This window comes from Maritimibacter dapengensis, assembly GCF_019218265.1.
GTDB lineage: Bacteria > Pseudomonadota > Alphaproteobacteria > Rhodobacterales > Rhodobacteraceae > Maritimibacter > Maritimibacter dapengensis.
This window is the reverse complement of the sequence record NZ_JAHUZE010000001.1, coordinates 377,489-398,513: the sequence shown is the minus strand read 5'-3', so window position 1 is coordinate 398,513 and position 21,025 is coordinate 377,489. Positions and strand designations below refer to the sequence as shown.

Sequence of the window (21,025 nt, the reverse complement as noted above, 5' to 3'; positions counted from 1 at the left end):
GAAACGTAACGAGCAGCCTTGGAAAGAACCACCGGAAATGCCGGAAGTCACGGAATTGTATAAGTCCCCGCTGATGGGAACGACGCACAGCCGCGCTTGGCCGGATCCTGGCGTACCGAACCCCCGCGAAGTGAGTTGTTCATAGGCAGACCCACGAGCAGAGTGACCGAACCTGTGAAGGATTTCCGTTCAGAAATCGAGGCCGAGGTCGAGCGTCTGTGCGGAATGGGTGAGCGCCCCGGATGAGATGTAATCCACCCCCGTCGCCGCCACCTCCGCGATACGTTCGAGCTTCATGTTGCCTGACGCTTCCAGCACGACACGCCCTTGGGCCATGCTGACCGCCTTGGCCAAAGTCGGCGTGTCCATGTTGTCGAGCAGGACCACGTCGGCACCGCCCACGCCGAGCACCTCGTCCAATTGTTCGAGCGTGTCGACCTCGATCTCCACTTTCATCATGTGGCTCGCAACGGCTTTGGACGCCTCAAGAACCGCGCGGACACCTCCGGCAGCGGCAATATGGTTGTCCTTGATCAGGATCGCGTCCGATAACGAGTATCGGTGGTTAAAGCCGCCGCCATGAAGCACGGCCTGTTTCTCGACGATACGCAGACCCGGCGTGGTCTTCCGGGTGCAGGTCACGCGGGTATGGGTGCCCTTGGTTTCGGCCACGAAACCGGCGGTCTTGGTGGCAATCCCTGACAGCCGGCCCGCGAAGTTCAACGCGACACGCTCGCCTGACAGGATCGACGCGGCGCGGCCCTTGATCTTCATCAGCGTGTCGCCGGGGGCGATGACGCTTCCGTCGTGGACCAGCGTCTCAACCTCGAGGCTCGGATCGACCAGACGAAACGCGATCTCCGCGATCTGCATGCCTGACACGACGCCCGGTTCACGTGCGTTGATCGCCGCATCGTAAACCGTCTCGGGCGGAATGACCGCACGGGTCGTCACATCGCCATAGGTGCCGAGATCTTCCATCAATGCCGCGCGCACCATTGGTTCGAGCACCAGATCGGGAAGGGTCGCGTAGCTCATGCCATCTGCTCCACGGCTGCGTCACGGATCGCGCGCGCCTCTGCCAGCGTGATCTTGGTTCGATTGGCCTGTTCCGGATCGGCCTGCGGAAAATCATCGCGATAATGCCCGCCCCGGCTTTCCTCCCGCATCAACGCCGCCGCAGCGATAAGCGTTGCGGTCGCGGTCATGTTCAGCATCGTCTCGGTTTCGGCATCCGCTTCGATTTCGGCGATGACTTTGAGCGCCTTGCGCAAACCCTCGGCATTGCGCCGCACGCCGACATGCGCGGTCATGGTGTCGCGCATGCGCTGCACGGCCAACTCGTCTACCGGGTCGCCGCCATCCGGCCAATCTATCCCGATCTCCGGTGCCTCGGCCGAGGGGCCAAGCGCGCGGGCGATGTCCTCGGCCGCCTTGCGCGCGTAGACCAGGGCCTCGAGCAACCCGTTCGACGCCAATCGGTTCGCCCCATGCAGTCCGGTGGACGAGGCTTCGCCGCAGACCCAAAGCCGGTCGAGCGATGCGCGGCCATGCGCGTCGGTATCTACGCCGCCCATGTGATAATGCGCCGCGACCGCGACCGGGATCGGGTTTGCCACCGGGTCGAACCCGGCGCGCGCGCAGGCTTCGGCCACCGCCGGAAAGCGCGTCAGCACCTCGTCTCCAAGGGCGGCGCGGGTATCCAGCATCGGCCGCATGCCTGCCTGCGTTTGCTTGAAGATTGCGCGGGCGACGATATCGCGTGGTGCCAGCTCTGCGTCCGGATGCTCATCCAGCATGAACCGTTTGCCGTTCTTGTCGATCAGCACCGCGCCCTCGCCCCGCAGCGCTTCAGTGGCGAGCGGCATCGGGTCTTCGCCCATATCGATTGCGGTGGGGTGAAACTGAACGAATTCCGGGTCCCCGATCACCGCGCCGGCCCGCGCAGCAAGGCCAATGACCTGGCCGCGGATGCGCGGCGGATTGGTGGTATGGGCGAACAGACCGCCCGACCCCCCTCCAGCCAGCAGCACGGCAGGTGCTTCGATCACCACCTTGGCCGAGGTCGGCCCGGCCCGGCGCACCCACACGCCCGTGACGCGGCCCGCTTCCGTTTCCAGCCCGGTCGCCAGCGCACCCTCGATCACCTGCACCGAAGGCGTGGCATGCACCTTTGCAATCAGGGTTTCCATGATCTGTCGCCCGGCCTGATCGCCCTGCACCCGCACCACTCGTGCCGCCGAATGCGCAGCCTCGCGGCTCATGACATAATCGCCATTTGCGTCGCGGTCGAAGGGGGTCCCAAGATCGGTGAGGTCGAGGATGTATTGTGCAGCATCCGCCGTCACCATCCGCGCAACGTCGAGGTCGACAGTGCCGGCCCCCGCCGTCACCGTGTCGGCAGCATGAGCTGAGGGGCTGTCGGTTTTTGCCATCGCCGCCGCGACACCACCCTGCGCCCAGGCGCTTGACGCGCCTTCACCCAGGCTTTCGGGCGAGATCATTAGGACGGGACGAGGAGCGAGAGACAGGGCAGCGAAAAGCGCGCCCATACCCGCGCCGACAATGACGATCCGGTCGGTTTTCATCACACAGGCCTTAGATACCCAGCTTGTTCGAAAGGTCGATCATGCGCTCGACCGCGACGCGGGCCTTTTTGCCCAATTCCGGATCGACATGGACCTCGGTCTCGCCGGAATGCAGCGACCAAAGGATCTTCTCCAGCGTGATCTTCTTCATGTAGGGGCACATGTTGCAGGGGCCGACGAAATCGACTTCCGGCACCTCGTCGGAAATGTTCGACGCCATGGAGCACTCGGTGACGAGCAGTGCCTGTTTGGGCTTGTTGTCCATCACGTACTTGATGATGCCGCTGGTCGAACCCGAGAAATCGGCCTCGTCGACAACGTCCGGCGGACATTCCGGGTGGGCGATGATCGCAGTACCCGGGTTCCATTCCTTGTAATCGCGCAGATCCTGAGCGGTGAAGCGTTCGTGCACGACGCAGGATCCTTCCCACCACACGATGGTCTTTTCCGGCACTTCGCGCGCCACGTTCTGCGCAAGGTATTGGTCCGGTGCCATGATGATGGTGTCTTCCGGCAACGCCCGCACGATTGCGGCCGCGTTGGACGACGTGCAGCAGATATCCGAGGCGGCTTTTTCTTCCGCGGTCGTGTTCACATAGGTGACGACCGGTGCACCGGGATATTGCGCCCGCATTTGTTCGATACCCGACGCCTTGATCGAATCGGCAAGGGAACAGCCTGCTTCGATATCCGGGATCAGGACGGTTTTCTGCGGGTTCAGGATCTTCGACGTCTCGGCCATGAAATGTACGCCGCATTGCACGATCGTCTGCGCCTCGACCTCGGTCGCCTTGATCGCGAGTTGAAGCGAGTCGCCCATGAAATCGGCGACGCCGTGATAGATATCGGGCGTCATGTAGTTGTGGGCGAGAATGACCGCGTCTTTCTCGACCTTCAGCTTGTTGATCGCGGCAATGTAAGGCGCGGCCTTCACGAAGTCGGGCCAGGGCACCACGCGGTCCATCTTTTCATGGATGTCGCGCATCGACTCGGCCAAGTCTTCGTTCGGCGCAAGATCGTACACTTCCGCCAGTTCGTGCCGCATCGTCCGAAAATCGAGCATGAGAACTCCCCCATCCTGGGTCTCGCCAAGGGACATACCGCGCCCTTGTGGCCCCTCGCACGTCCGCGCGCAAGGTAAACCGCTGATTTTGGGCGGGATTAGGTCTGTCCTGCTGACCCAAATATGGGGCGGGTCGGGCCGGATTTCAAGCCCGACCCGGCTCCGAAGTCACCCAAGCACCTTGCCCACGGCTTTCGCGAGCTTGATTGCGACCTCGTCCGCCTCGGCTTCGGTGATGCAGAAAGGCGGTGCGAAACCGATGATGTCGCCCTGCGGCATGGCGCGCCCGATGATGCCTTCTTCAAGCAGCGCGGCGGCCACCGATGGCCCGACCTTTTCGCTGGCATCGAAAAAGGTGCGGTCGTCGCGATCCGCGACGAATTCGACGGCGCAAAGCAGCCCTTCTCCGCGCACATCACCGACCTTGGCATGGTCGCCCACGGCAGCTTCGAGCGCCTTCTTGAAGTAAGCCCCCGTCTTGCCTGCATTCTCGATCAGGTTCAGATCGTCGATCAGCTTGAGGTTGGCTACGCCCGCCGCCGCCCCGATCGGGTGCGCGGAATAGGTCCAGCCGTGACCGATGGGGCCGTTCTCATCCGTCCCTTGCTCCAGCACTTTCCACATCTTGTCCGACACGATTGACCCGGACAGCGGCGCATAGGCCGAGGTCAGCCCTTTTGCGATGGTGATGAGATCGGGTTTCAGCCCGTAATGCTCGGACCCGAACATGGACCCGAGACGCCCGAACCCCGTCACCACCTCATCCGCGATGAGCAGGATGTCGTGTTTCTCCAGAACCTTCTGGATCGCATCCCAATACCCTTCTGGCGGCGGGACCAACCCGCCGGTGCCGAGCGCGGGCTCACCGATGAAGGCTGCGATGGTGTCGGCGCCTTCCTCTTCGATCAGGTTCTCCAGCTCTGCCGCGCAATGCGCCACGAAATCCGCTTCGGACATGGCGGTGTCCGGTCGGCGGAAGTAATAGGGTGCCTCGGTGTGGATGACCTGGCTCAGCGGTAGATCGAACTTTTTGTGAAACAGCTCCAGCCCGGTCAGCGACCCGGTCATCAACCCCGAACCGTGATAGCCCCGCCAACGCGAGATGATCTTCTTCTTCTCGGGGCGGCCCAGGATATTGTTGTAATACCAGACGAGCTTGATGTTCGTTTCATTGGCATCCGACCCTGACAGCCCAAAATAAACCTTGGACATGTGGTCCGGCGCGCGGTCGAGGATCATCTTGGATAGAGTGATCGAGGCTTCGGTGCCATGCCCGACATAGGCGTGGTAGTAAGCCAGCTCCTTGGCCTGCTCCGCGATGGCCTCGGCAATTTCCTGACGCCCGTAGCCCACGTTGACGCAGTACAACCCTGCGAACGCATCCAGCAGCCGTGTCCCGTCGCGGTCAGTGATATGGCAGCCTTCGCCGGTCTTGATGACCCGGTTCGGCGCTTCGCCCCGCGCGAACTGGCCCAGGTGGGTCGAAGGGTGAAAGAAATTCTCGCGGTCCCAGGCGTCGAGTTGATCGTTCTTCAGCATCATATTTCCTTTGTCGTATCTCTGGTGATCCCGCGCGGCCCCGGCGGTTTCCGGTCAGCTCCGCATCGAAGCCAACTGATGATTTCGGTTACGCCCAATCGCGGCAGACGTATTTGATTTCCATGAATTCTTCCATCCCGCGCCGCGCCCCTTCTCGGCCCAGCCCGGATTGCTTGGTGCCGCCGAACGGGATCGGCGCGCCGGTCACCTTTGTCCGGTTCACCGCAACCATGCCATATTGCAGAGCGCGGCTCAGGCGGTAGATGCGGCGCGGGTCCATCGAATGGACATAGGCGACCAGCCCGTATTCCGTGTCGTTGGCGCGGGCCACCACCTCGTCTTCGCTGTCGAACGGCGTGATCGCCGCGACCGGCCCGAACGTCTCTTCGCGCATGATCGCCGCGTCGTCGGGCACGTCCGCCAACACCGTCGGCGCATAGAAGAGGTCGCCATTGTCCAGTCGTTTGCCGCCGGTCAGCACCTTGGCCCCTTTCGCCACGGCATCGGCCACGTGCTCTTCCTGCTTGGCAACGGCACGTTCGTTCATGAGCGGGCCGATGTCCGGGTCGTCCATGCCGCGCCCGATGGTGAGCTTTTCGGTCGCCTCGGTGAAAAGCTGGCAGAACTCTTCATAGATCGCGCGCTCCACGTAAATGCGGTTGGCTCCAAGGCAATCCTGACCGGACGTCGCCCATTTCGCCTTCATCGTTTCGTCCACCGCCTCGTCGAGGTCCGACCCCTTGAACACGATCACCGGCGCATGTCCGCCCAACTCGAGCACCAGTTTCTTCACCGTATCGGCGGATTGTCGGTAGAGCAGCCGCCCGATCTCGGTCGAACCGGTGAAAGACAGAGCGCGGACGCGTTTGTCGGCTGTCCAGGGCTCCACGATGGTTGGCGCTTCGCCTGTGACCACGTTGAACACCCCAGCCGGCACGCCGGCGCGTTCGGCAAGCTCGGCGAGCGCCAGCGCCGAATAGGGCGTCTCGTGGCTCGGATGGGCGACGATGGTGCAGCCTGCGGCGAGCGCGGCAGCGGCCTTGCGCGTCAGCATCGCGGACGGGAAATTCCAAGGCGTGATGAGCGCGACGACACCGACGGGCTCAAGCCAGAGCTCGACCTCTGCGTCATGCAGATGGCTGGTCACGCCTTCGATGTTCGGGCGCTTGGCTTCTTCTGCGTAGAACTCGACGAAGGACGCGGCATAGTCGATCTCGCCGCGGGCTTCGGAAATCGGCTTGCCCTGCTCCAGCACCATGATACGGGCCAGATCCTCCTTGTGTTCGATCATCAGGTCGAACCACTTGTGTAGGATTGCCGCGCGCTCCTGCGGCAGGGCATAGGACCAGTCCGCGAAAGCCGCCTGCGCCGCATCGACCGCGTCGCGGCTGTCCTCAGCCGTGAGCTTCGCGACCTCACCCAGCCGTGCCCCGGTCGAGGGGTCCGTCACGTTGAAGGTCGCCCCGTCCCGCGCCGCGCGCCATTTGCCGTTCACATAGGCGAAGCTGCGGATCAGTCGCTGGTCGGAAATGTCCACTTTCGCGGGAATCGTCGTGTCGAGCATTTGGGTCTCTCCTGTTCGCATGATGTCATCATGCGCGGATCAGAGAGGGGTCGAGACCAAGTTTGGTCTTTTGCGGAGAGGATTTGACACAAAGAAGCGCACCTAAAGAGAGGAATCCTCTCCTGCGATCAGGTGGATCGGCGGCACACCCGGCCCCTTGACCGGTTTCGTCACGATATATGTGAAATACCGCGCTACCCCGATCCGGGCGTCCAGCATCGCATCCATGAGCCGTTGATAGGCGTCGATATCCACTGTCACCACCTGACAGAGATAGTCGAACCCGCCTCCGAGCGCCCAACACGCTGTCACCTCATCATACCTTGTGATCGCATCCTCGAAGATGCGAAAGGTGGCCGATGTGTGATCGGCCAATTCGACCGCTACGAACACTGTGACCGAAGGCCCGAGCTTTCGCAGGTCGAACCGCGCGCCATACCCCTCGATAACTCCCGCTTTCTCCAAGCGCTTGAGCCGGTTCCAGCATGGCGTGGGAGACAGGCCCACGGCATCCGCGAGCGCGGCCTTGGTGATGCGCCCGTCACGGGCAAGGGTCGCGAGGATGGCGAGGTCGGTTTTGTCGAGCGGCGTCATGTTACGTCTGTATCACCGTTCCCGCATCGCCCAATACCTTGATCACGTGGCTCGCAATCGCCGTGTCCTGCGCCCCGGTCCCGGTGAGATCGCAAATCGTGACCTGATCCTGCGACATCCGCCCCGGCCCGCCAGCAATGATCGACCCCAGTTCGGGCGGCGTGCCGGCCATCTGCCCCGCTGCACGCGCCGCTTCGAGTTCACCCGACACTTCGCATTGGCTCACCCGGTCGCAGACATACAGGTCAGCCGCGACAAGCGCGGCTGGCTCGATCTCATTCTTCCCCGACTGGTCCGATCCCATCGCAGTGATATGCAGTCCCGGATGCAGCCAGTCGGCCATGAGCACAGGCTCTTTCGCGGGGGTGGTGGTCACAACGAGCTGCGACCGCGCCACCAGATCCTCGCCGCTCGTCACCTCGGCGGCGACACCGAGGCTTTCACGCAGATCGGCGGCGCAGGCCTTGGCATGATCAGGGTTGCGACCATGAACCAGCACGCGCTCGAAGGGCCGCACCAGATGCGCCGCCTGCATCTGGAGCCGCGCCTGCACGCCGGTGCCGATGACGCCCGCGACTTCGACCCGCTCGGGCGCGAGGTGCCGTGCGGCCACCGCCCCCGCCGCCGCCGTTCGCAGATCAGTGAGATAGCCATTGTCCAGAAACACGGCCTCGACCAGACCGGTCTTGGCGGAGAACAGGATCATCAGGCCGTTGAGGCTCGGCAAGCCCAGCTTGGGATTATCGAAAAACCCGGGGCTGACCTTGATCGCGAAACCGTCGAAGCCGGGGATATAGGCGGTCTTCACGTCCACCTCGCCGTTGGCCTCCGCCAGCTCCATCGACAGGATCGGCGGCATGACCACCCCGCCCTCGGCAAGCTTGGCGAACGCCTGCTCCACTACGTCCACGATCGACAGGTCGAGTGTCAAAGCGCTGCGCAATTCGGCTTCCGTCACGATACGGATATCATGTGCCATAGGCCTTCCCTTTCAGTGTCGCCTCTCCCAGCGCAACATCCTCGCCCGCCATGATGCGCATGAAGGCCGACGTGTCGAGGTTGCGCCCGGTGATGATCGTTCCAGTGGGGCCGCCCACCGTTATCTTTCCTGCGAGAATTGCGGCATGAGCCACTGCGCTCGCCCCCTCCGCCACCAGTGCGTCTTCGAAGAAAAGCGCCTGCATCCCGTCGCGGATCTCTTCCTCCGTGACCAGAACGATCTCATCCAACAGGTCGCGGCAGATCGGAAAGCTGTAGCGATTGGAAAGCCCGATGCCCCCGCCCAGACTGTCTGCGAGCGAGGCGACCTCCCGAACCTCGACGGGTCGTCCTGCACGGATCGAGGCGTCCATCGCCGCGCCGTTCTCCATCGTCACACCGATGATCCGTATGTCAGGGTCGAGCGCCTTGGCAGCGACAGCGACCCCTGCGGCAAGCCCGCCACCCGAGAGCGGGATGATGAGGGTCGAAAGCCCCGGCCGCGCTTCGAGCATCTCCAGCCCGATGGTCCCCTGCCCTGCGATTACGTCCGGGTGATCGAAGGGCGGCACTTCCACCAGCCCTCGGGTCTCGACCATGCGATCCGCGGCTTTCTGAGCGTCGTCTTGTGACTGCCCCTCGATCACCACCTCCGCACCCATGGCGCGGATACGCGCGACCTTGGCCTCCGGCACCAGTTCAGACATGCAGACCACAGCGGGGATGCCGGCCTCGTTCGCGGCGAAGGCGACTGCGCGACCGTGGTTGCCCGTGGAACAGCACACCACGCCCGGCACGTCGCCCACACGCCGGATCGCGTTCGTCGCGCCGCGCAGCTTGAAGGCCCCCGTTGCCTGCCCGATTTCCAGCTTCATCCAGTAGGGATGCCCTGTCACCTCCTCCATGAATGCGGAGGGCACCAAAGGCGTCCCATCCGCCGCACCCGCGATGGTTCGGGCGGCCTCACGGATGTCGGCAATCGACACGGGCAGGTCGGGAAAATCACTCATGCGATCACTTCAACATCATATGCTTCCCGAGGCCACCCCATGAAAAGGCCATTGATCCGACGCGATTTTTCACGGAGCGTGGTTCCGTCACCTGCCCCACCCAGAACCGGAGACACAATGCCAATCGAGAACGCCCATTTCACGCAGGCCGAATTCGACCGCCGTATCGCGCTGACCCGAAAAGCGATGGAAGAGGTCGGCATCGACGTGCTGTTCGTCACCAACCCGTCGAACATGAACTATCTGACTGGATATGACGGCTGGTCGTTCTACGTGCACCAGGGCGTGATCCTCCCAATGGAAGGAAAGCCGATCTGGTGGGGACGGCTTCAGGATGCCAACGGCGCACGTCGCACGGTCTGGATGGAGGATGACGAGATCATTTTCTACGCCGACCGCTATATCCAGGCGCCCGACATCCACCCGATGGAAGACCTCGCCAGCCACCTTCGCATCATGGATTTCGGTGACAAGCGCGTCGGGATGGAAATGGAGACGTATTTCTTCACGGCCAAGGCTTTCGCGGTGCTTGCCGAAGGACTGCCGGATGCGGAACTCGTCGATGCGTCCACGCTCGTGAACTGGGTCCGTCTGCGCAAGTCGGACGAGGAACTGGCCTTCATGCGCCGGGCCGCAAGGATCTCGGAACTCGTGATCGAGAAGGCCGTGGAGATCGCTGAACCGGGGATGTTGAAGCACGAGCTTGTGGGCGAGCTTTTCAAGACCTCCGTGCATGGCGAGGATGATAGCTGGGGCGATTACCCCGCGATCGTGCCGCTCCTGCCGTCGGGCGCGGATGCCTCGGCACCGCATCTGACGTGGAATGGCGAAGCGCTCAAGAAGGGCGAGGCGACATTTATCGAGCAGTCGGGCTGCTACCGCCGCTATCACGCCCCGCTCAGCCGAACGATCTTTTTCGGCAAACCCCCGAAGCACATGTCCGATGCGTCAAAGGCACTGACCGAGGGCCTGAACGCGGGGATCGAGGTCGCACAAGCGGGAATGCGCGCCTGCGACATCGCGCGGGCGCTCGATGTGGAATTGCTCAAGGTCGGAATCGAACGACCGAACCGCGCCGGCTATGCAGTCGGCCTGTCCTATCCGCCCGACTGGGGCGAGCACACGGTGTCGATCCGCGCCTTCGACGAAACGGTTCTGGAACCCGGCATGACCTTCCACTTCATGCCGGGCCTGTGGATGGACGACTGGGGGCTCGAGACGACCGAAACGATCCTCATAAAAGAGACCGGGCCGGCCGAGCCGCTTTGTAACGTCGAACGCCAGCTTTTCGTGAAACCCTGAAGAATCAAGGTTCCGGGGCGCGACACAGGTCCGATCGACGAATGTGTCCTAAACGAAGCCCCGGCCTTTCATTTTCTTCAAGTTTTACGCATTTCCGCCATCTGGGAGACACACCGGGACGCTAGACCAAGATTGTCCGGCAACGGACCATTTCAATTACGCGGGCTCGTCGCTTCAGGGTGGCGGGCCTTTTTTCCGCTTTGCCGAAGCCCCCCGCGACCCATCCGATTGGCGCGTCGCAGAAGACCCGATGCTCGCAAGGATCAGGCGCGCAGTCGTTTCTCGGGCAGATCGACAGAGGCAAGAATCTCAATGATCTTGCTGCCGAGGTTGACCGGATCGAAAGGTTTTGAAATCACGCCGGCCGCACCGGTCGCCAGAAGCATATCGACCTCGGCGGACTGAACCCGTGCGGTCATGAAAATGACCGGCGCGTACTCAAGCCCGTCGATACGGCGAATGGCATCATAAACCTGCGTGCCGCTCATGCCGGGAAGCATGTAATCGAGCAACAGAACGTCCGGGCGGAAGGTTTCGGCAAGTCGAACGGCATCTGGTCCATTGGTGCATTGCACGAGATCGAACGCGCCTCCGATTTCAAGCGAAATGCGCCCGATCTCAAGAATGTCAGGATCGTCGTCAAGGTGAAGGAGTCTGGTCAGCATAATACTTGTCCGCGAATAAAATGATTTTCGTCACCCGACCCGGCCTGACCGCATCGGAATTCGTTAATTGCGCAAATCTGCGCCGTCATGTCCCTGAAAATCGGAACTTTGATGACCTTGCACGCCAACAGAATGGTACGCGCTTTGTGCCAGGATCGGGATATTTTCCTGGCCTGTCCGGCATTCGCCGCAGACATGAGCGCGGTGCTCAAACCCTGCGTGCGGGTATTCAACAGGAAACCAATTTTGCTCGAAGCCAACCCGTGCGCGTCTGGTGTCCATCTTTTCAAGAGTCTCGTAATCATAATACTCACTACGTTCGTGCCGGGGTTGCCAGGTAACGGATGCCCTGACAAATATACTATCTGGTTCAGAGGTCGAAGTGTTGATTAAACTTGGACTTTATGGTGACGCTCTGACAGTTTCTCATTTTTCCTATGCGAGTTCTCGGGCGGGTTCGGGCGTTTCGATGGCCGCGACTGGGAAGGAAATCCAGAATTCGCTCGTCCGGTCGCCCAACCTCCTGTAGCCGATCTGTCCATCCATCCGTTCCACGAAGCGCTGGGAAATCGCCAGCCCAAGACCCGTGCCGCCGTGTTCGCGGCTGTCGCTCCGGTCGGCCTGCGCAAACGGCTCGAAAAGGTCGGCCTCGAAATCGGGCGGGATACCCGGGCCATGATCGCGCACGAAAATCCGGCAGGTGTCTTTCTCGACCTCGAAACCGATGACGACCTCGGTGTCGGCGGGCGAGAATTTGCAGGCGTTCGAAACCAGGTTGGTGACGACCTGCAACAGACGCGACCAATCCGCGTTCACGCTCACGTCGCACGACGGCAAATCCAACCTCAGGCGCGCATCGGTAGATGCGGCATAGGGGGTGAGATTGAGTTGCGCTTCATTGAGAAGGGCGGAAACCGATACTGTCGACGTGCCGAAATCCATCCGGTTGCTTTGAACCTGCTCGAAGTCGAGGATGTCGTTCACGAGCAGGATCAACTGATCGACATTCGAAAGCGCGATGTCGATGAGCTTCTTGTTGGACAACTTGTCCTCCGGGGAAAGCTTGTGCGCCAGCAACTGGACCGCGCCCTTGACCGACGTGATCGGGGTGCGAAGCTCGTGACTCACCGTCGCGATGAAATCGCTCATGGCCGTTTCCAGCCGTTTGCGCTCGGTGATGTCGACCTGTGTCCCGATCAACCGCAATGCCCGACCATCGGGTGATCTTTCAGACACGATTGCCTCGGAACGCATCCAATAGGTCCGCCCGCCGAGATACACACGGAATTCAGTGGTGGACCTGTCCGTTTCGCCCAGAATGCATGCTTTGTCGTTCTGATGCAGAAGTTCGAGGTCTTCCGGCACGACCCGGTCCTTGAAGTAGCGCTGATAATTCGTGAAGCCTGCATCATCCGAATACCGCATGATCTTCTTCCAGACGTCCGACACGATGGACTCGCCGGTCTCGAGATTGAGCTCGAAGACCCCCACTTCGGATACGCCCAAAGCCAGGTTCAAACGTTTCTCGGCGTCGATCGACTTCTGGATTGCCTCGAATTCGTTGGTGATGTCCTGAGACACGAACGTCATCCGGTGCTTACCTGCCGAATTCACCCAATCGTGGCGCGACGCCGACAAGACGCGTGTTTCGCCTTCACCGTTCCAGTCGAAACGGAAGACGTGGCGCGAACCGGGCGTCGTCGCATGCCGCAACTTCCGGAAAAACGCGTCTCGGTTGTTCCTGATCATGGGCCGGTCCAGCACCATATCGGCACCACCGTTGGTCAGAAGACATTTTCCATCTTCGTCGAAAACGAACACGAAAAGGCTTTCGTCTTCCAGAAGCGAGGCCGTCAGAGAAGATTGCGTCAGCAATTCCTTGGTGCGCTTCGCGACCAATTCGCTCAGTCGCTGCTTGCGCACGACAAGCACGCCAAGGGCGGTAATCGGCGTCAGCACGAGGATGATCGCGGCCAGGAAGATCATCGCTTCGGTCGCGGAATTCTGACGGCTGTCGAAGGCAGGACGGCTGTTCCAGCGCAGGTGCCAGGTCTGTCCGTACAGCCGCAGGGAGGCACTATGGGAAAATTGCGGCTCAACCGAGGAGCCTTCGTCGACAGTCGTGAAGACAAGCGTGTCGGGATGCGCCTCGTCATTGTCGAAAACGCTGACATCGAGCAGGTGGTTATGCCGACGCGACAGGTCCGAAAGCGCGTGCGAACTGACGAAGGGCATGAAGACCCAACCTTTGAAACCGTCATCACCGTCGCCGTCGACACCGACACCACGAGCGCCTTCGTCCACGGGATGGAACAGCACGAACCCCGGCACCTTGCTGTCATCCTGAACGAGCACGATCGCGGGCGACAACGTTGTAAGACCGCTTGCACGCGCACGCATTGCCGCAAGCCGCCGGCGCGGTTCGAATGCGATATCGAGGCCCAGTGCCTCGGCGTTTTCTGACAAAGGCTCGATATGTCGGATTACGAAGGATTCGTCGCGTGCACTCGCGGACTTGATCCGGAAATCCGGCAACCCGTCACGCCGCGCTTGGGCGACATATGCGTCAAGATCATCACGCGCGACCGGTTCGATGAACCCCAGACCGCTGGCGCCCGGAAGCGCACCGGCCGAAATCAGGGCATCGGCATAGGCCTCATATTCCGTTTTCGACAGAGGGCCGCTCTGCGCTACGAGCCCGGCCAGCCCGCGCAACGCCGCGTCGTAGCGTTTCATACGGTCTTCGATGGCGCTCAGGTTCGCTTCCGCAAGCGCACGGAACTCCTGCTCCGCGCGTGCATTCTCGGCGTCCAGGATCACTCGGCCCAGAAACAGGATCATCAACGAGGCGGCCAGAAACCATAGCGCGAGCGCGGCCCCCACCTGGGTGGACAACGCACTGCGCCGGGCGATCCCGCCACCGCGTCGTATCGACCCCAATGCCCCTTTCCACACGTTCATATTTCGCCCGACTGCCCCCAAGCGTTGATTATCGACCGAAGGCCGCCCGGGGAACCGCCTGCAATGGCGCGGCCGGGACGGAATAGGCTTCCAGCACCGAGTGCGAGAAGTCCACGAACCGTTCGAGGTACGCAAACCCCATGCCCGAAATCGTCCCGCCGGCGTGCAGGTCTCTGAGCAATTGCTCTTCACAGGTGCGCGCAACTTCTCCGAGGTTCGGCAACCCCAGGGTGCCGGCGCTTCCGGCAACCTTGTGAACCACGAAGAGCGCCTGTTCCAATTCCGCCGGATCGCTGGAGCGCGCGCTCATGCAGGATTGAATCACGACCAGACGTTCGCGCAGGAGGTCGAGGAATCTGCCGCGCACGCGACCGATCGCATCGTCTATCGTCGAGCTCATTGTGCGACCTGCCCCATGAACCAGAACTTCTCGAGGTTGCGTTCGGTGTCGTTTGCGACCTGCAACGCGCTTGCCGTCGCCTGAAACAGGGCTTCCTGGATACGTTCCGTGGTCGGGTGCATAAGCCGCACGAGATCGCCGCAGATCACGCGGACAGGGCGCTGTCCGGGCAGCGAAAGATGCGTCCCGAGCTTCTGGAGCCGCAGGTTCACGTTATCTGCAAGAACGTGCCGCGCCGGCAGGCTCTGGTTCTCGATCACGGTCACGAACGTGCCGTTCCCGGCATAGGAGATCAGGCACTGGAAATCGCGAAGGCTGTCGGAAATCGCTTCTGCCACGTCCTCGATCACACCGGCGAACTCGAAGCCGCTCGTGTTTTCGTGGATGTCCTCGATGCCGCGGATCTGAATGCCGAGCGCGGCAGACCCAAGCAGGGAATGTTTCGGGAGCGACGGCAGGTAGTTTTCCATCGCCACGTAATCGACGACGTTGTCGACGTCGAAGATGTGGATCCGCTCCAGGATCCCGTAACGCTCGGGCGTATCGCTCTGAAGCGCCCGGGCCGCTTCTTCGCGGAGTTGCGTCGCGCGTGTTTGGGCAAGCGTCAGGCGACGGTTGATCTCGGTCACTTCGAAAGGTTTCGTGATGTAGTCGTTCGCACCTGCCGAATAGGCGCCGTCCACGTAGTGTTTCTCGGCCATGGCCGTCAGCATGAGGATGGGCGCGAACCGGTATTCCTGCCGGGTCCGGATTTCGCGGCAAAGCTCGATCCCGCTCATCCCAGGCATCTGGATATCCAGCAGGAAACAGTCGAACGTCTCCCCAGCACCCCGGTCGATCAGGTCGAGTGCTTCTTGTGCGTTCGAAGCGACCGCCACTTCGTAGCTCGTCGTCGAACGGATGATTTCGTTGAGAAGATCCAGAATGATCGGGTCATCATCAACTGCCAGCAATCTCATCTCGTGATCCCTATCGCATTTCGTTGTTAACCAGTGGGACGTCTAAGTGGGGCAGAAATGTGGCGTATGACTGACATGGTTTTGCAATTTCGCGTGACAGCGCGTTGTGGGTTATTTTAAACACGCAACACACGCGAAAAGGGTAGGTTAACCATACCTATTGCCAACTTTCGATACCCGGCTGACCCCTGATTTCGTGTACTATCCGTTACATTACAGCAGTTTTTCTGGTGTTTTCGCTGGTGATTCGTTTTTTGCGAATCCGACAATGGTCTACCCGTCCTGCGGGTATTCACTGATAACAACGCAGACGATCACCGCCGTGGAACGCGGGCGCGTGACGTCCTAACCCAAACGACCGATCGCTTCCGATAGCCGCCACAATTTTTAACGAAATGGTACGTCACAAGGGCAGTCACGCGGCACGGGAGACCGTGGCGCATGCCGGAACCATCACAGGCTCACCAGACGCACGAAGGAGTTCAAAAATCCGAACCTAAAATCTAGGAAATGGCATTCGCTGATCACCGAGATTTGCACAAATCACGCTTTCCTCGGATCTCGGATCAGGGGTTTTGAATCTAACGCGAAAGGCTTTGCATGATCTCGACGGCGAGCCTGTTGGTCGCTGCCCCGGTCGCGTCCGCAATCCGTCCCGGCGAAGTATCGGCAAGCGGAACGGTGATGTCGAACCGCTCGATCCGCTCCCGCACGATCCGGTCATAGGACGAAATCGCGAACTGCCCGGTCAGGTGGAAGTTCCCGTCCGCCCGCGCGACCATTTCCGAGACACGCACATGCACGGCCGCATGCGGGTCGCTTTCCAGCGGCCAGGGTTCCGCCGCTGCCGTCGCGTTGGACTGCCGGTCGATCGTGTCGGCCAGCGACAGCGTCATCGACCGCACCGGGTCATCCGCCCACACCGCATTCTTGATCGGTTGCAGGGCCCCGGTGTCATCCTCGATCAAAATCTGGCTTTCCTCGGCATAGGCCGGCAACGACACGTCCCGCACTTCCAACGTCCCGAGCCTGACCCCGATCTGCCCGACGGTCGCGGGCGCCGCGCTGTCCACGAGAAATCGGGCTTCGTTGCCACCACAGGCCGCAAGAACGAGAAACAAAAGAGGGGTCAGTCGCAGCATCATTACCGTCCGAACAAGAGTGAATTTGGATTGCGCTCGATGGCGCGGGCGAGTTTCGACAGGGCCTCCGCCGCCGCGCGTACCTCGCGCAGCGAGGCGACCGTTTCGCGGTTGAAGTTGCTATCACCGCCATAGCTCGCGACCACACGCTCGGCCTCGCGCACGACCCGGTCGATCCGGTCGGCGAGTTCCGGTAGCCGACCCGCCGCATCCTCGATGGCCCCCGCCGCGTCATTTGCGGACGCCATCGCGGCGTTCGCGTTGTCGACCAGCCCGCCCTCGCGCAGATCGTTGAGCGCGCCCCTTGCCTCGTCCAGCGCCGAATTCAGAGTCTCGGGAATTGCCTGGGTATCCGGCGACGACAACAGGCTGTCCGCCTCGTCCAGGAACGTGCGCGCCGATACGAGGAATTCCTCGACTTCAAGCGCATTGGCCTTTTCCGTCAGGGTCTGCAGGTCGTTCAGAAGCGCGGTCAGCTCTTCGGCCGCCCCGCCCATGTCTTCGCCGAAAGCCGCAACCTCCACCGCCGCCGTTTCGACCCCTTCGAGCGTGGTCATCACGCGCGCCACCGCATCGGCGCTACGCAATTGCTCCGTGATCGCAGTCAATTCGTTGACGGCATCCCTGAGAGCACCCGGAAGCGCCTGCGCCCCCTCGCTCGACACGATGCCGCGTGCATCATCCATGAGCGAAACGAACGCCCCCGGCGCCTCGCGCAGATCGTCGTCCGCCGCAAAAGTCTCGACCGAGGCGAGCGTGGCGATCACCTGCTCGATCAGCTCCTCGACCGGAAGAGCGTCGATCCGGGCTAGAAGGCCCTCGGCGGTCGCCCCGACATCCGGCAGGTCGCTTTCGATCGTCGGAAGGACCGGCGCGCCTTCGTCCGGGAATGTCAGCGTCCCGGGAGGAGCGTCGGGCGCTTCGACCAGATTGACCACCAGCGTCTGGCTGAACAGGCTTTGCCACCCCAACTGCGCCCGCAGTCCCTCGGCCGCCTTGGCGAGGAAGAAATCATACACGGCAGTTTCGGTGGATTCCGGGTCGAGCCCGATCCGGGCCGGGTCGATCGACAGGTTCGCGCGCAGTCGCACGTCCGGTGTTCCGCCACTGTCCACAACATAGGCCGCGATCGTCGAAACGTTCCCGACGGTGACACCCCGGTAATTCACACGCGAACCCGCAGAAAGACCGTTGACCGATTCCTCGAACTCGACGGCCAACTCCACCGCATTTTCGATGTTCTGCGCGAAAACGCTGCTACGGGCGGCATCCTGGCTATCGAAGATATCGAACATCTCGCCATCCGACACCGGTTGACCGTCCGACAGGACGGTGCCGAACGCCAGCCCGCCGCGCACGATGTTCGAAAGCGACCCGACCGCAAAGTTCAGCCCCCTCGGACCGACATCCACCGAGATGCCGGACGTCACCCAGAACCGCGTCGCGCTCGTAACCAGTTCGTCGTAGGGAGCTTCGATGAAGGCGTCGACCACGACGCCACTGTTCTCGTCAATCAGCCTCGGCGTCTCGATCCGTCCGACTTCGATCCCCTTGAAGGATATCGGCGCGCCGGGATTGATCTGGTTCGCATTCGGCGCACGCAGGCTCACCCGTATGCCTTCATCGCCCTCCAGCACCAGCGGCGTCTCTTCGAGCCCTGTGAAAAGGCTTGCGGACGCCCCCGGCTGCGGCTCGAACGCAACTTGCAGGTAAACGCCCGAAAGAACGGTCGAGAGCCCCTGGATACCGGCCGACGTCACCTCGGGACGCACCACCCAGAACTCCGCATCGGGAGGCAGCGATTCCGCGATGTCCCGGTCGACCCGCACCCCGACGATGATCGAATCCAAATCCTCGGAAAAGGACACGTCCTCGACCACGCCCACGGTCACGTCACGAAACCGCAGCGTGCTTTCCTCGGGCACGATGCCGCCTGCGTTCTCAAAGCTCACCTCGATCCGCGCACCCCGTTCCGCCCAGGTCTGCCAGGCCACGAAGAGCGACACTCCCAAGGCGATCAAAGGTATCGCCCAGAAAATCGAAAGATTCCTGAAAACCGAGCGTGTGCGCTGCGTCACCTCCATATCGGATGGGGTGCGTTCCGTCATGTTTCATCCCCGACTTCTTGCCCGCCCACGTTCATCCAAAGCAGCCGGGAATCGAATGCGAGCGCCGCGAGCATTGTGAAGACAACCGAGAGTGCGAAGCTCACTGCCGCTATACCGGGTTTGATCGACGCTGTGAAATCAAGTTGTACCAGCGACGCGAGGATCGCCACCACGAATACGTCGATCATCGACCAACGCCCGATGAATTCGACGATCTCGAACAGCATCTGCCTGCGCCACGGTCCGACCGCAACGGGATTGATGATCGAAAAGCTCAGATACGCGATGACCACGAACTTGAACAACGGCACCACGACAGAGGCGACGAACACCACCAGACCGACCATGTAATCGCCATGTGCCCAGAGATCGGCAACGCCACCGATGATGGTGTTGTCGGTGGTGCGCCCAAAGGTCGTGGTGCGCAGCATCGGATAGATATTTGCGGGGATGTAGACCGTGAGACCCGCCAGCAGCCACGCCCAAACCCGCTGCAACGACGCAAGATCCGGGCTCGACAATCGCCCTCCGCAGCGCGGACATTGGCGGGTCCCGATGGGCGAAACGTGGGCGCAGATCGTGCAACCCGCCAGCCCGGCCTCGTGCGCGGTCAGGAAATCTTGCGTGCGTTCAGTGTTTTCCACACCGTCACCCTGCTCATTGAGGTATCCTTGAATATCGTCACGATGACGAGCGCCACCAGTGCCCAGAACGCCGGTCCGACCGTGACATGGGCAAGCCCTGCCACCTTCACCAGCGCCACCGCGACGCCGACGATGAAAATTTCCGCCATGGCCCAGGGTCGCAGATATCCGGCGATGCGGAACGCGGTGCCTGCATATGGCGCGGGATGCCACCCGATCGCCATGGGCCCGAGCACGTAGATCAGCGCGATGAAACGCGCCGCCGGGATGAACACGATCAGCGCCGCGAGCGTGAACGAGAGGAACCCGGTGCGGCTCCCGGAATAAGCGAGGATGGTTTCGATCACCGTGCTCGAACTCGAAAACCCCTCCGCATCGATTCTCAGAAACGGGAAATAGACCGCGGCGAAGACCAAAATCAGGGCCGCCATCGCCAGCATCATGATCCGAGTCATGGCAAGGCTCCGGGGCGTCTCCATCGCATGGTGGCACCGCGGACAACGCGACACCTCGCCGAGCGTCACTTCCCGATCCCGCAACAACGCGTCGCAGGACGGACAGGCCAGCAGGCTGTCAAGTTCAGCGGGGTCGAATTGTATCGGCGTCGGGCGAGTCATGACTGACAGCCTGCCCGCTGGACCGGGAAATGAAAAGTGCGCCTATTCGGCCCCGCGTAATCGCTCCGATCGCCGGCGCAGGAACTCGAGCGTGACGAGGAGCGCGATGGACAACGCCACGAGCAAAGTCGCGACAGCCAGAATCGTCGGATTGATCTGCTCCCTCAGGCCTGAGAACATCTGACGCGGGATGGTGCGTTGCTCAGGCCCCGCGAGAAAGAGGACCAGAACGACCTCGTCGAACGACGTGACGAAGGCGAACAGGCCGCCCGAGATCACCCCGGGCCGGATGAGCGGGATCACCACGTCCCAGAACACCTTCACGGGCGAAGCGCCAAGGCTCAGCCCCGCGCTGAAAAGCGACCTGTCGAACCCGGTCAGCGTCGCGGTCACGGTGATGATGACGAAAGGAACGCCCAGCGCCGCATGGGCGATGATCAGCCCCGGAAAAGTCCCGACCAACCCGAACGTCGTGTAGAAAAAGAACATGCCCGCCGCGATGATGATCAGCGGCACGATCATGGGCGAGAGAAGCAGCGCCGTGATGAGCCGTTTGAACGGCATCCACGGCGATGACAATCCGACAGCTGCGATGGTGCCGAGCACGGTCGCAAGAAGTGCCGCGGCGATCCCGATGATGAAGCTGTTCCGGATCGCGAGCGTCCATTTCTGGTCCGTCACGATCTCGTTGTACCAGCGCAGCGAATAGGCGTCGGGATCGAGCGACAGCATCCCCGGCGTGAAGGTGAAGAACGGCTCCGCGTTGAACGACAGCGGTATGATGACCAGGATCGGCAGGATCAGGAAGGCGAGCACGAGATAGGCCATGAGCCGCAGGGCATAATGCCCCGCGATGTGCCAGATCGTGAAATATTCCGGGAACTTGTTCAT

Annotated in this window: 18 protein-coding genes; 1 reads left to right on the top strand and 17 read right to left on the bottom strand. The window is 61.7% G+C overall.

Annotated elements, in window-relative coordinates:
• Positions 1 to 189: 189 nt before the first annotated feature.
• From nadC to eutB, 8 genes are all read right to left on the bottom strand, one after another.
• Positions 190 to 1,038: a carboxylating nicotinate-nucleotide diphosphorylase gene (gene nadC, locus KJP28_RS02025; protein WP_218390559.1), complete on the bottom strand. Its 849-nt coding sequence runs from the start codon at positions 1,036 to 1,038 to the stop codon at positions 190 to 192.
• Positions 1,035 to 2,588: an L-aspartate oxidase gene (locus KJP28_RS02020; protein ID WP_218390558.1), complete on the bottom strand. Its 1,554-nt coding sequence runs from the start codon at positions 2,586 to 2,588 to the stop codon at positions 1,035 to 1,037. The genes nadC and KJP28_RS02020 overlap by 4 nt, the downstream gene beginning before the upstream one ends.
• Positions 2,589 to 2,598: 10 nt before the next feature.
• Positions 2,599 to 3,651, bottom strand: coding sequence for a quinolinate synthase NadA (gene nadA, locus KJP28_RS02015; protein WP_218390557.1), 1,053 nt, complete (start codon positions 3,649 to 3,651; stop codon positions 2,599 to 2,601).
• Between the two features lie 168 nt (positions 3,652 to 3,819).
• A complete protein-coding gene (locus KJP28_RS02010) occupies positions 3,820 to 5,190 on the bottom strand; it encodes an aspartate aminotransferase family protein (protein ID WP_218390556.1) in 1,371 nt (456 codons plus the stop codon).
• Between the two features lie 88 nt (positions 5,191 to 5,278).
• The gene (locus tag KJP28_RS02005; RefSeq protein WP_218390555.1) at positions 5,279 to 6,754 is read right to left on the bottom strand and encodes an NAD-dependent succinate-semialdehyde dehydrogenase; all 1,476 of its coding nucleotides are present in this window, start codon (positions 6,752 to 6,754) and stop codon (positions 5,279 to 5,281) included.
• Positions 6,755 to 6,856: 102 nt separating this feature from the next.
• Positions 6,857 to 7,348, bottom strand: a complete 492-nt coding sequence (locus KJP28_RS02000) for an Lrp/AsnC family transcriptional regulator (protein WP_218390554.1) — start codon at positions 7,346 to 7,348, stop codon at positions 6,857 to 6,859.
• Between the two features lies 1 nt (position 7,349).
• Entirely contained in the window at positions 7,350 to 8,327 is a 978-nt protein-coding gene (locus KJP28_RS01995; protein WP_218390553.1) for a cyclodeaminase, read from the bottom strand.
• Positions 8,317 to 9,336: a hydroxyectoine utilization dehydratase EutB gene (eutB, locus tag KJP28_RS01990; RefSeq protein ID WP_218390552.1), complete on the bottom strand. Its 1,020-nt coding sequence runs from the start codon at positions 9,334 to 9,336 to the stop codon at positions 8,317 to 8,319. The genes KJP28_RS01995 and eutB overlap by 11 nt, the downstream gene beginning before the upstream one ends.
• Before the next feature lie 117 nt (positions 9,337 to 9,453).
• On the opposite strand from eutB, the gene KJP28_RS01985 reads away from it, so the two are divergent.
• Positions 9,454 to 10,638, top strand: coding sequence for a M24 family metallopeptidase (locus KJP28_RS01985; protein WP_218390551.1), 1,185 nt, complete (start codon positions 9,454 to 9,456; stop codon positions 10,636 to 10,638).
• 263 nt (positions 10,639 to 10,901) lie between these two features.
• On the opposite strand, the gene KJP28_RS01980 is transcribed toward KJP28_RS01985, so the two are convergent.
• The 9 genes from KJP28_RS01980 to KJP28_RS01940 all read right to left on the bottom strand — a co-directional run bounded on the left by KJP28_RS01980 (position 10,902) and on the right by KJP28_RS01940 (position 21,025).
• The gene (locus KJP28_RS01980; protein ID WP_255552152.1) at positions 10,902 to 11,303 is read right to left on the bottom strand and encodes a response regulator; all 402 of its coding nucleotides are present in this window, start codon (positions 11,301 to 11,303) and stop codon (positions 10,902 to 10,904) included.
• Positions 11,304 to 11,738: 435 nt separating this feature from the next.
• A complete protein-coding gene (locus KJP28_RS01975; RefSeq protein WP_218390550.1) occupies positions 11,739 to 14,264 on the bottom strand; it encodes a CHASE domain-containing protein in 2,526 nt (841 codons plus the stop codon).
• A gap of 28 nt (positions 14,265 to 14,292) precedes the next feature.
• Complete coding sequence (locus KJP28_RS01970; protein ID WP_218390549.1) at positions 14,293 to 14,664, bottom strand: Hpt domain-containing protein; 372 nt, start codon at positions 14,662 to 14,664, stop codon at positions 14,293 to 14,295.
• The gene (locus KJP28_RS01965; RefSeq protein ID WP_218390548.1) at positions 14,661 to 15,623 is read right to left on the bottom strand and encodes a response regulator; all 963 of its coding nucleotides are present in this window, start codon (positions 15,621 to 15,623) and stop codon (positions 14,661 to 14,663) included. The genes KJP28_RS01970 and KJP28_RS01965 overlap by 4 nt, the downstream gene beginning before the upstream one ends.
• A gap of 581 nt (positions 15,624 to 16,204) precedes the next feature.
• Positions 16,205 to 16,765, bottom strand: a complete 561-nt coding sequence (locus KJP28_RS01960) for a PqiC family protein (RefSeq protein ID WP_218390547.1) — start codon at positions 16,763 to 16,765, stop codon at positions 16,205 to 16,207.
• Between the two features lie 2 nt (positions 16,766 to 16,767).
• The gene (locus tag KJP28_RS01955) at positions 16,768 to 18,873 is read right to left on the bottom strand and encodes an MlaD family protein (RefSeq protein ID WP_218390546.1); all 2,106 of its coding nucleotides are present in this window, start codon (positions 18,871 to 18,873) and stop codon (positions 16,768 to 16,770) included.
• Positions 18,870 to 19,517 (bottom strand): paraquat-inducible protein A, encoded by a 648-nt coding sequence (locus tag KJP28_RS01950; RefSeq protein WP_218390545.1) that lies wholly within the window; start codon positions 19,515 to 19,517, stop codon positions 18,870 to 18,872. Before KJP28_RS01950 ends, KJP28_RS01955 begins: the two co-directional genes overlap by 4 nt.
• Positions 19,484 to 20,134 carry a paraquat-inducible protein A gene (locus tag KJP28_RS01945; RefSeq protein WP_218390544.1) on the bottom strand — a complete coding sequence of 217 codons (651 nt, stop codon included), beginning with the start codon at positions 20,132 to 20,134 and terminating at the stop codon, positions 19,484 to 19,486. The genes KJP28_RS01950 and KJP28_RS01945 overlap by 34 nt, the downstream gene beginning before the upstream one ends.
• Before the next feature lie 42 nt (positions 20,135 to 20,176).
• Entirely contained in the window at positions 20,177 to 21,025 is an 849-nt protein-coding gene (locus KJP28_RS01940; RefSeq protein ID WP_218390543.1) for an ABC transporter permease, read from the bottom strand.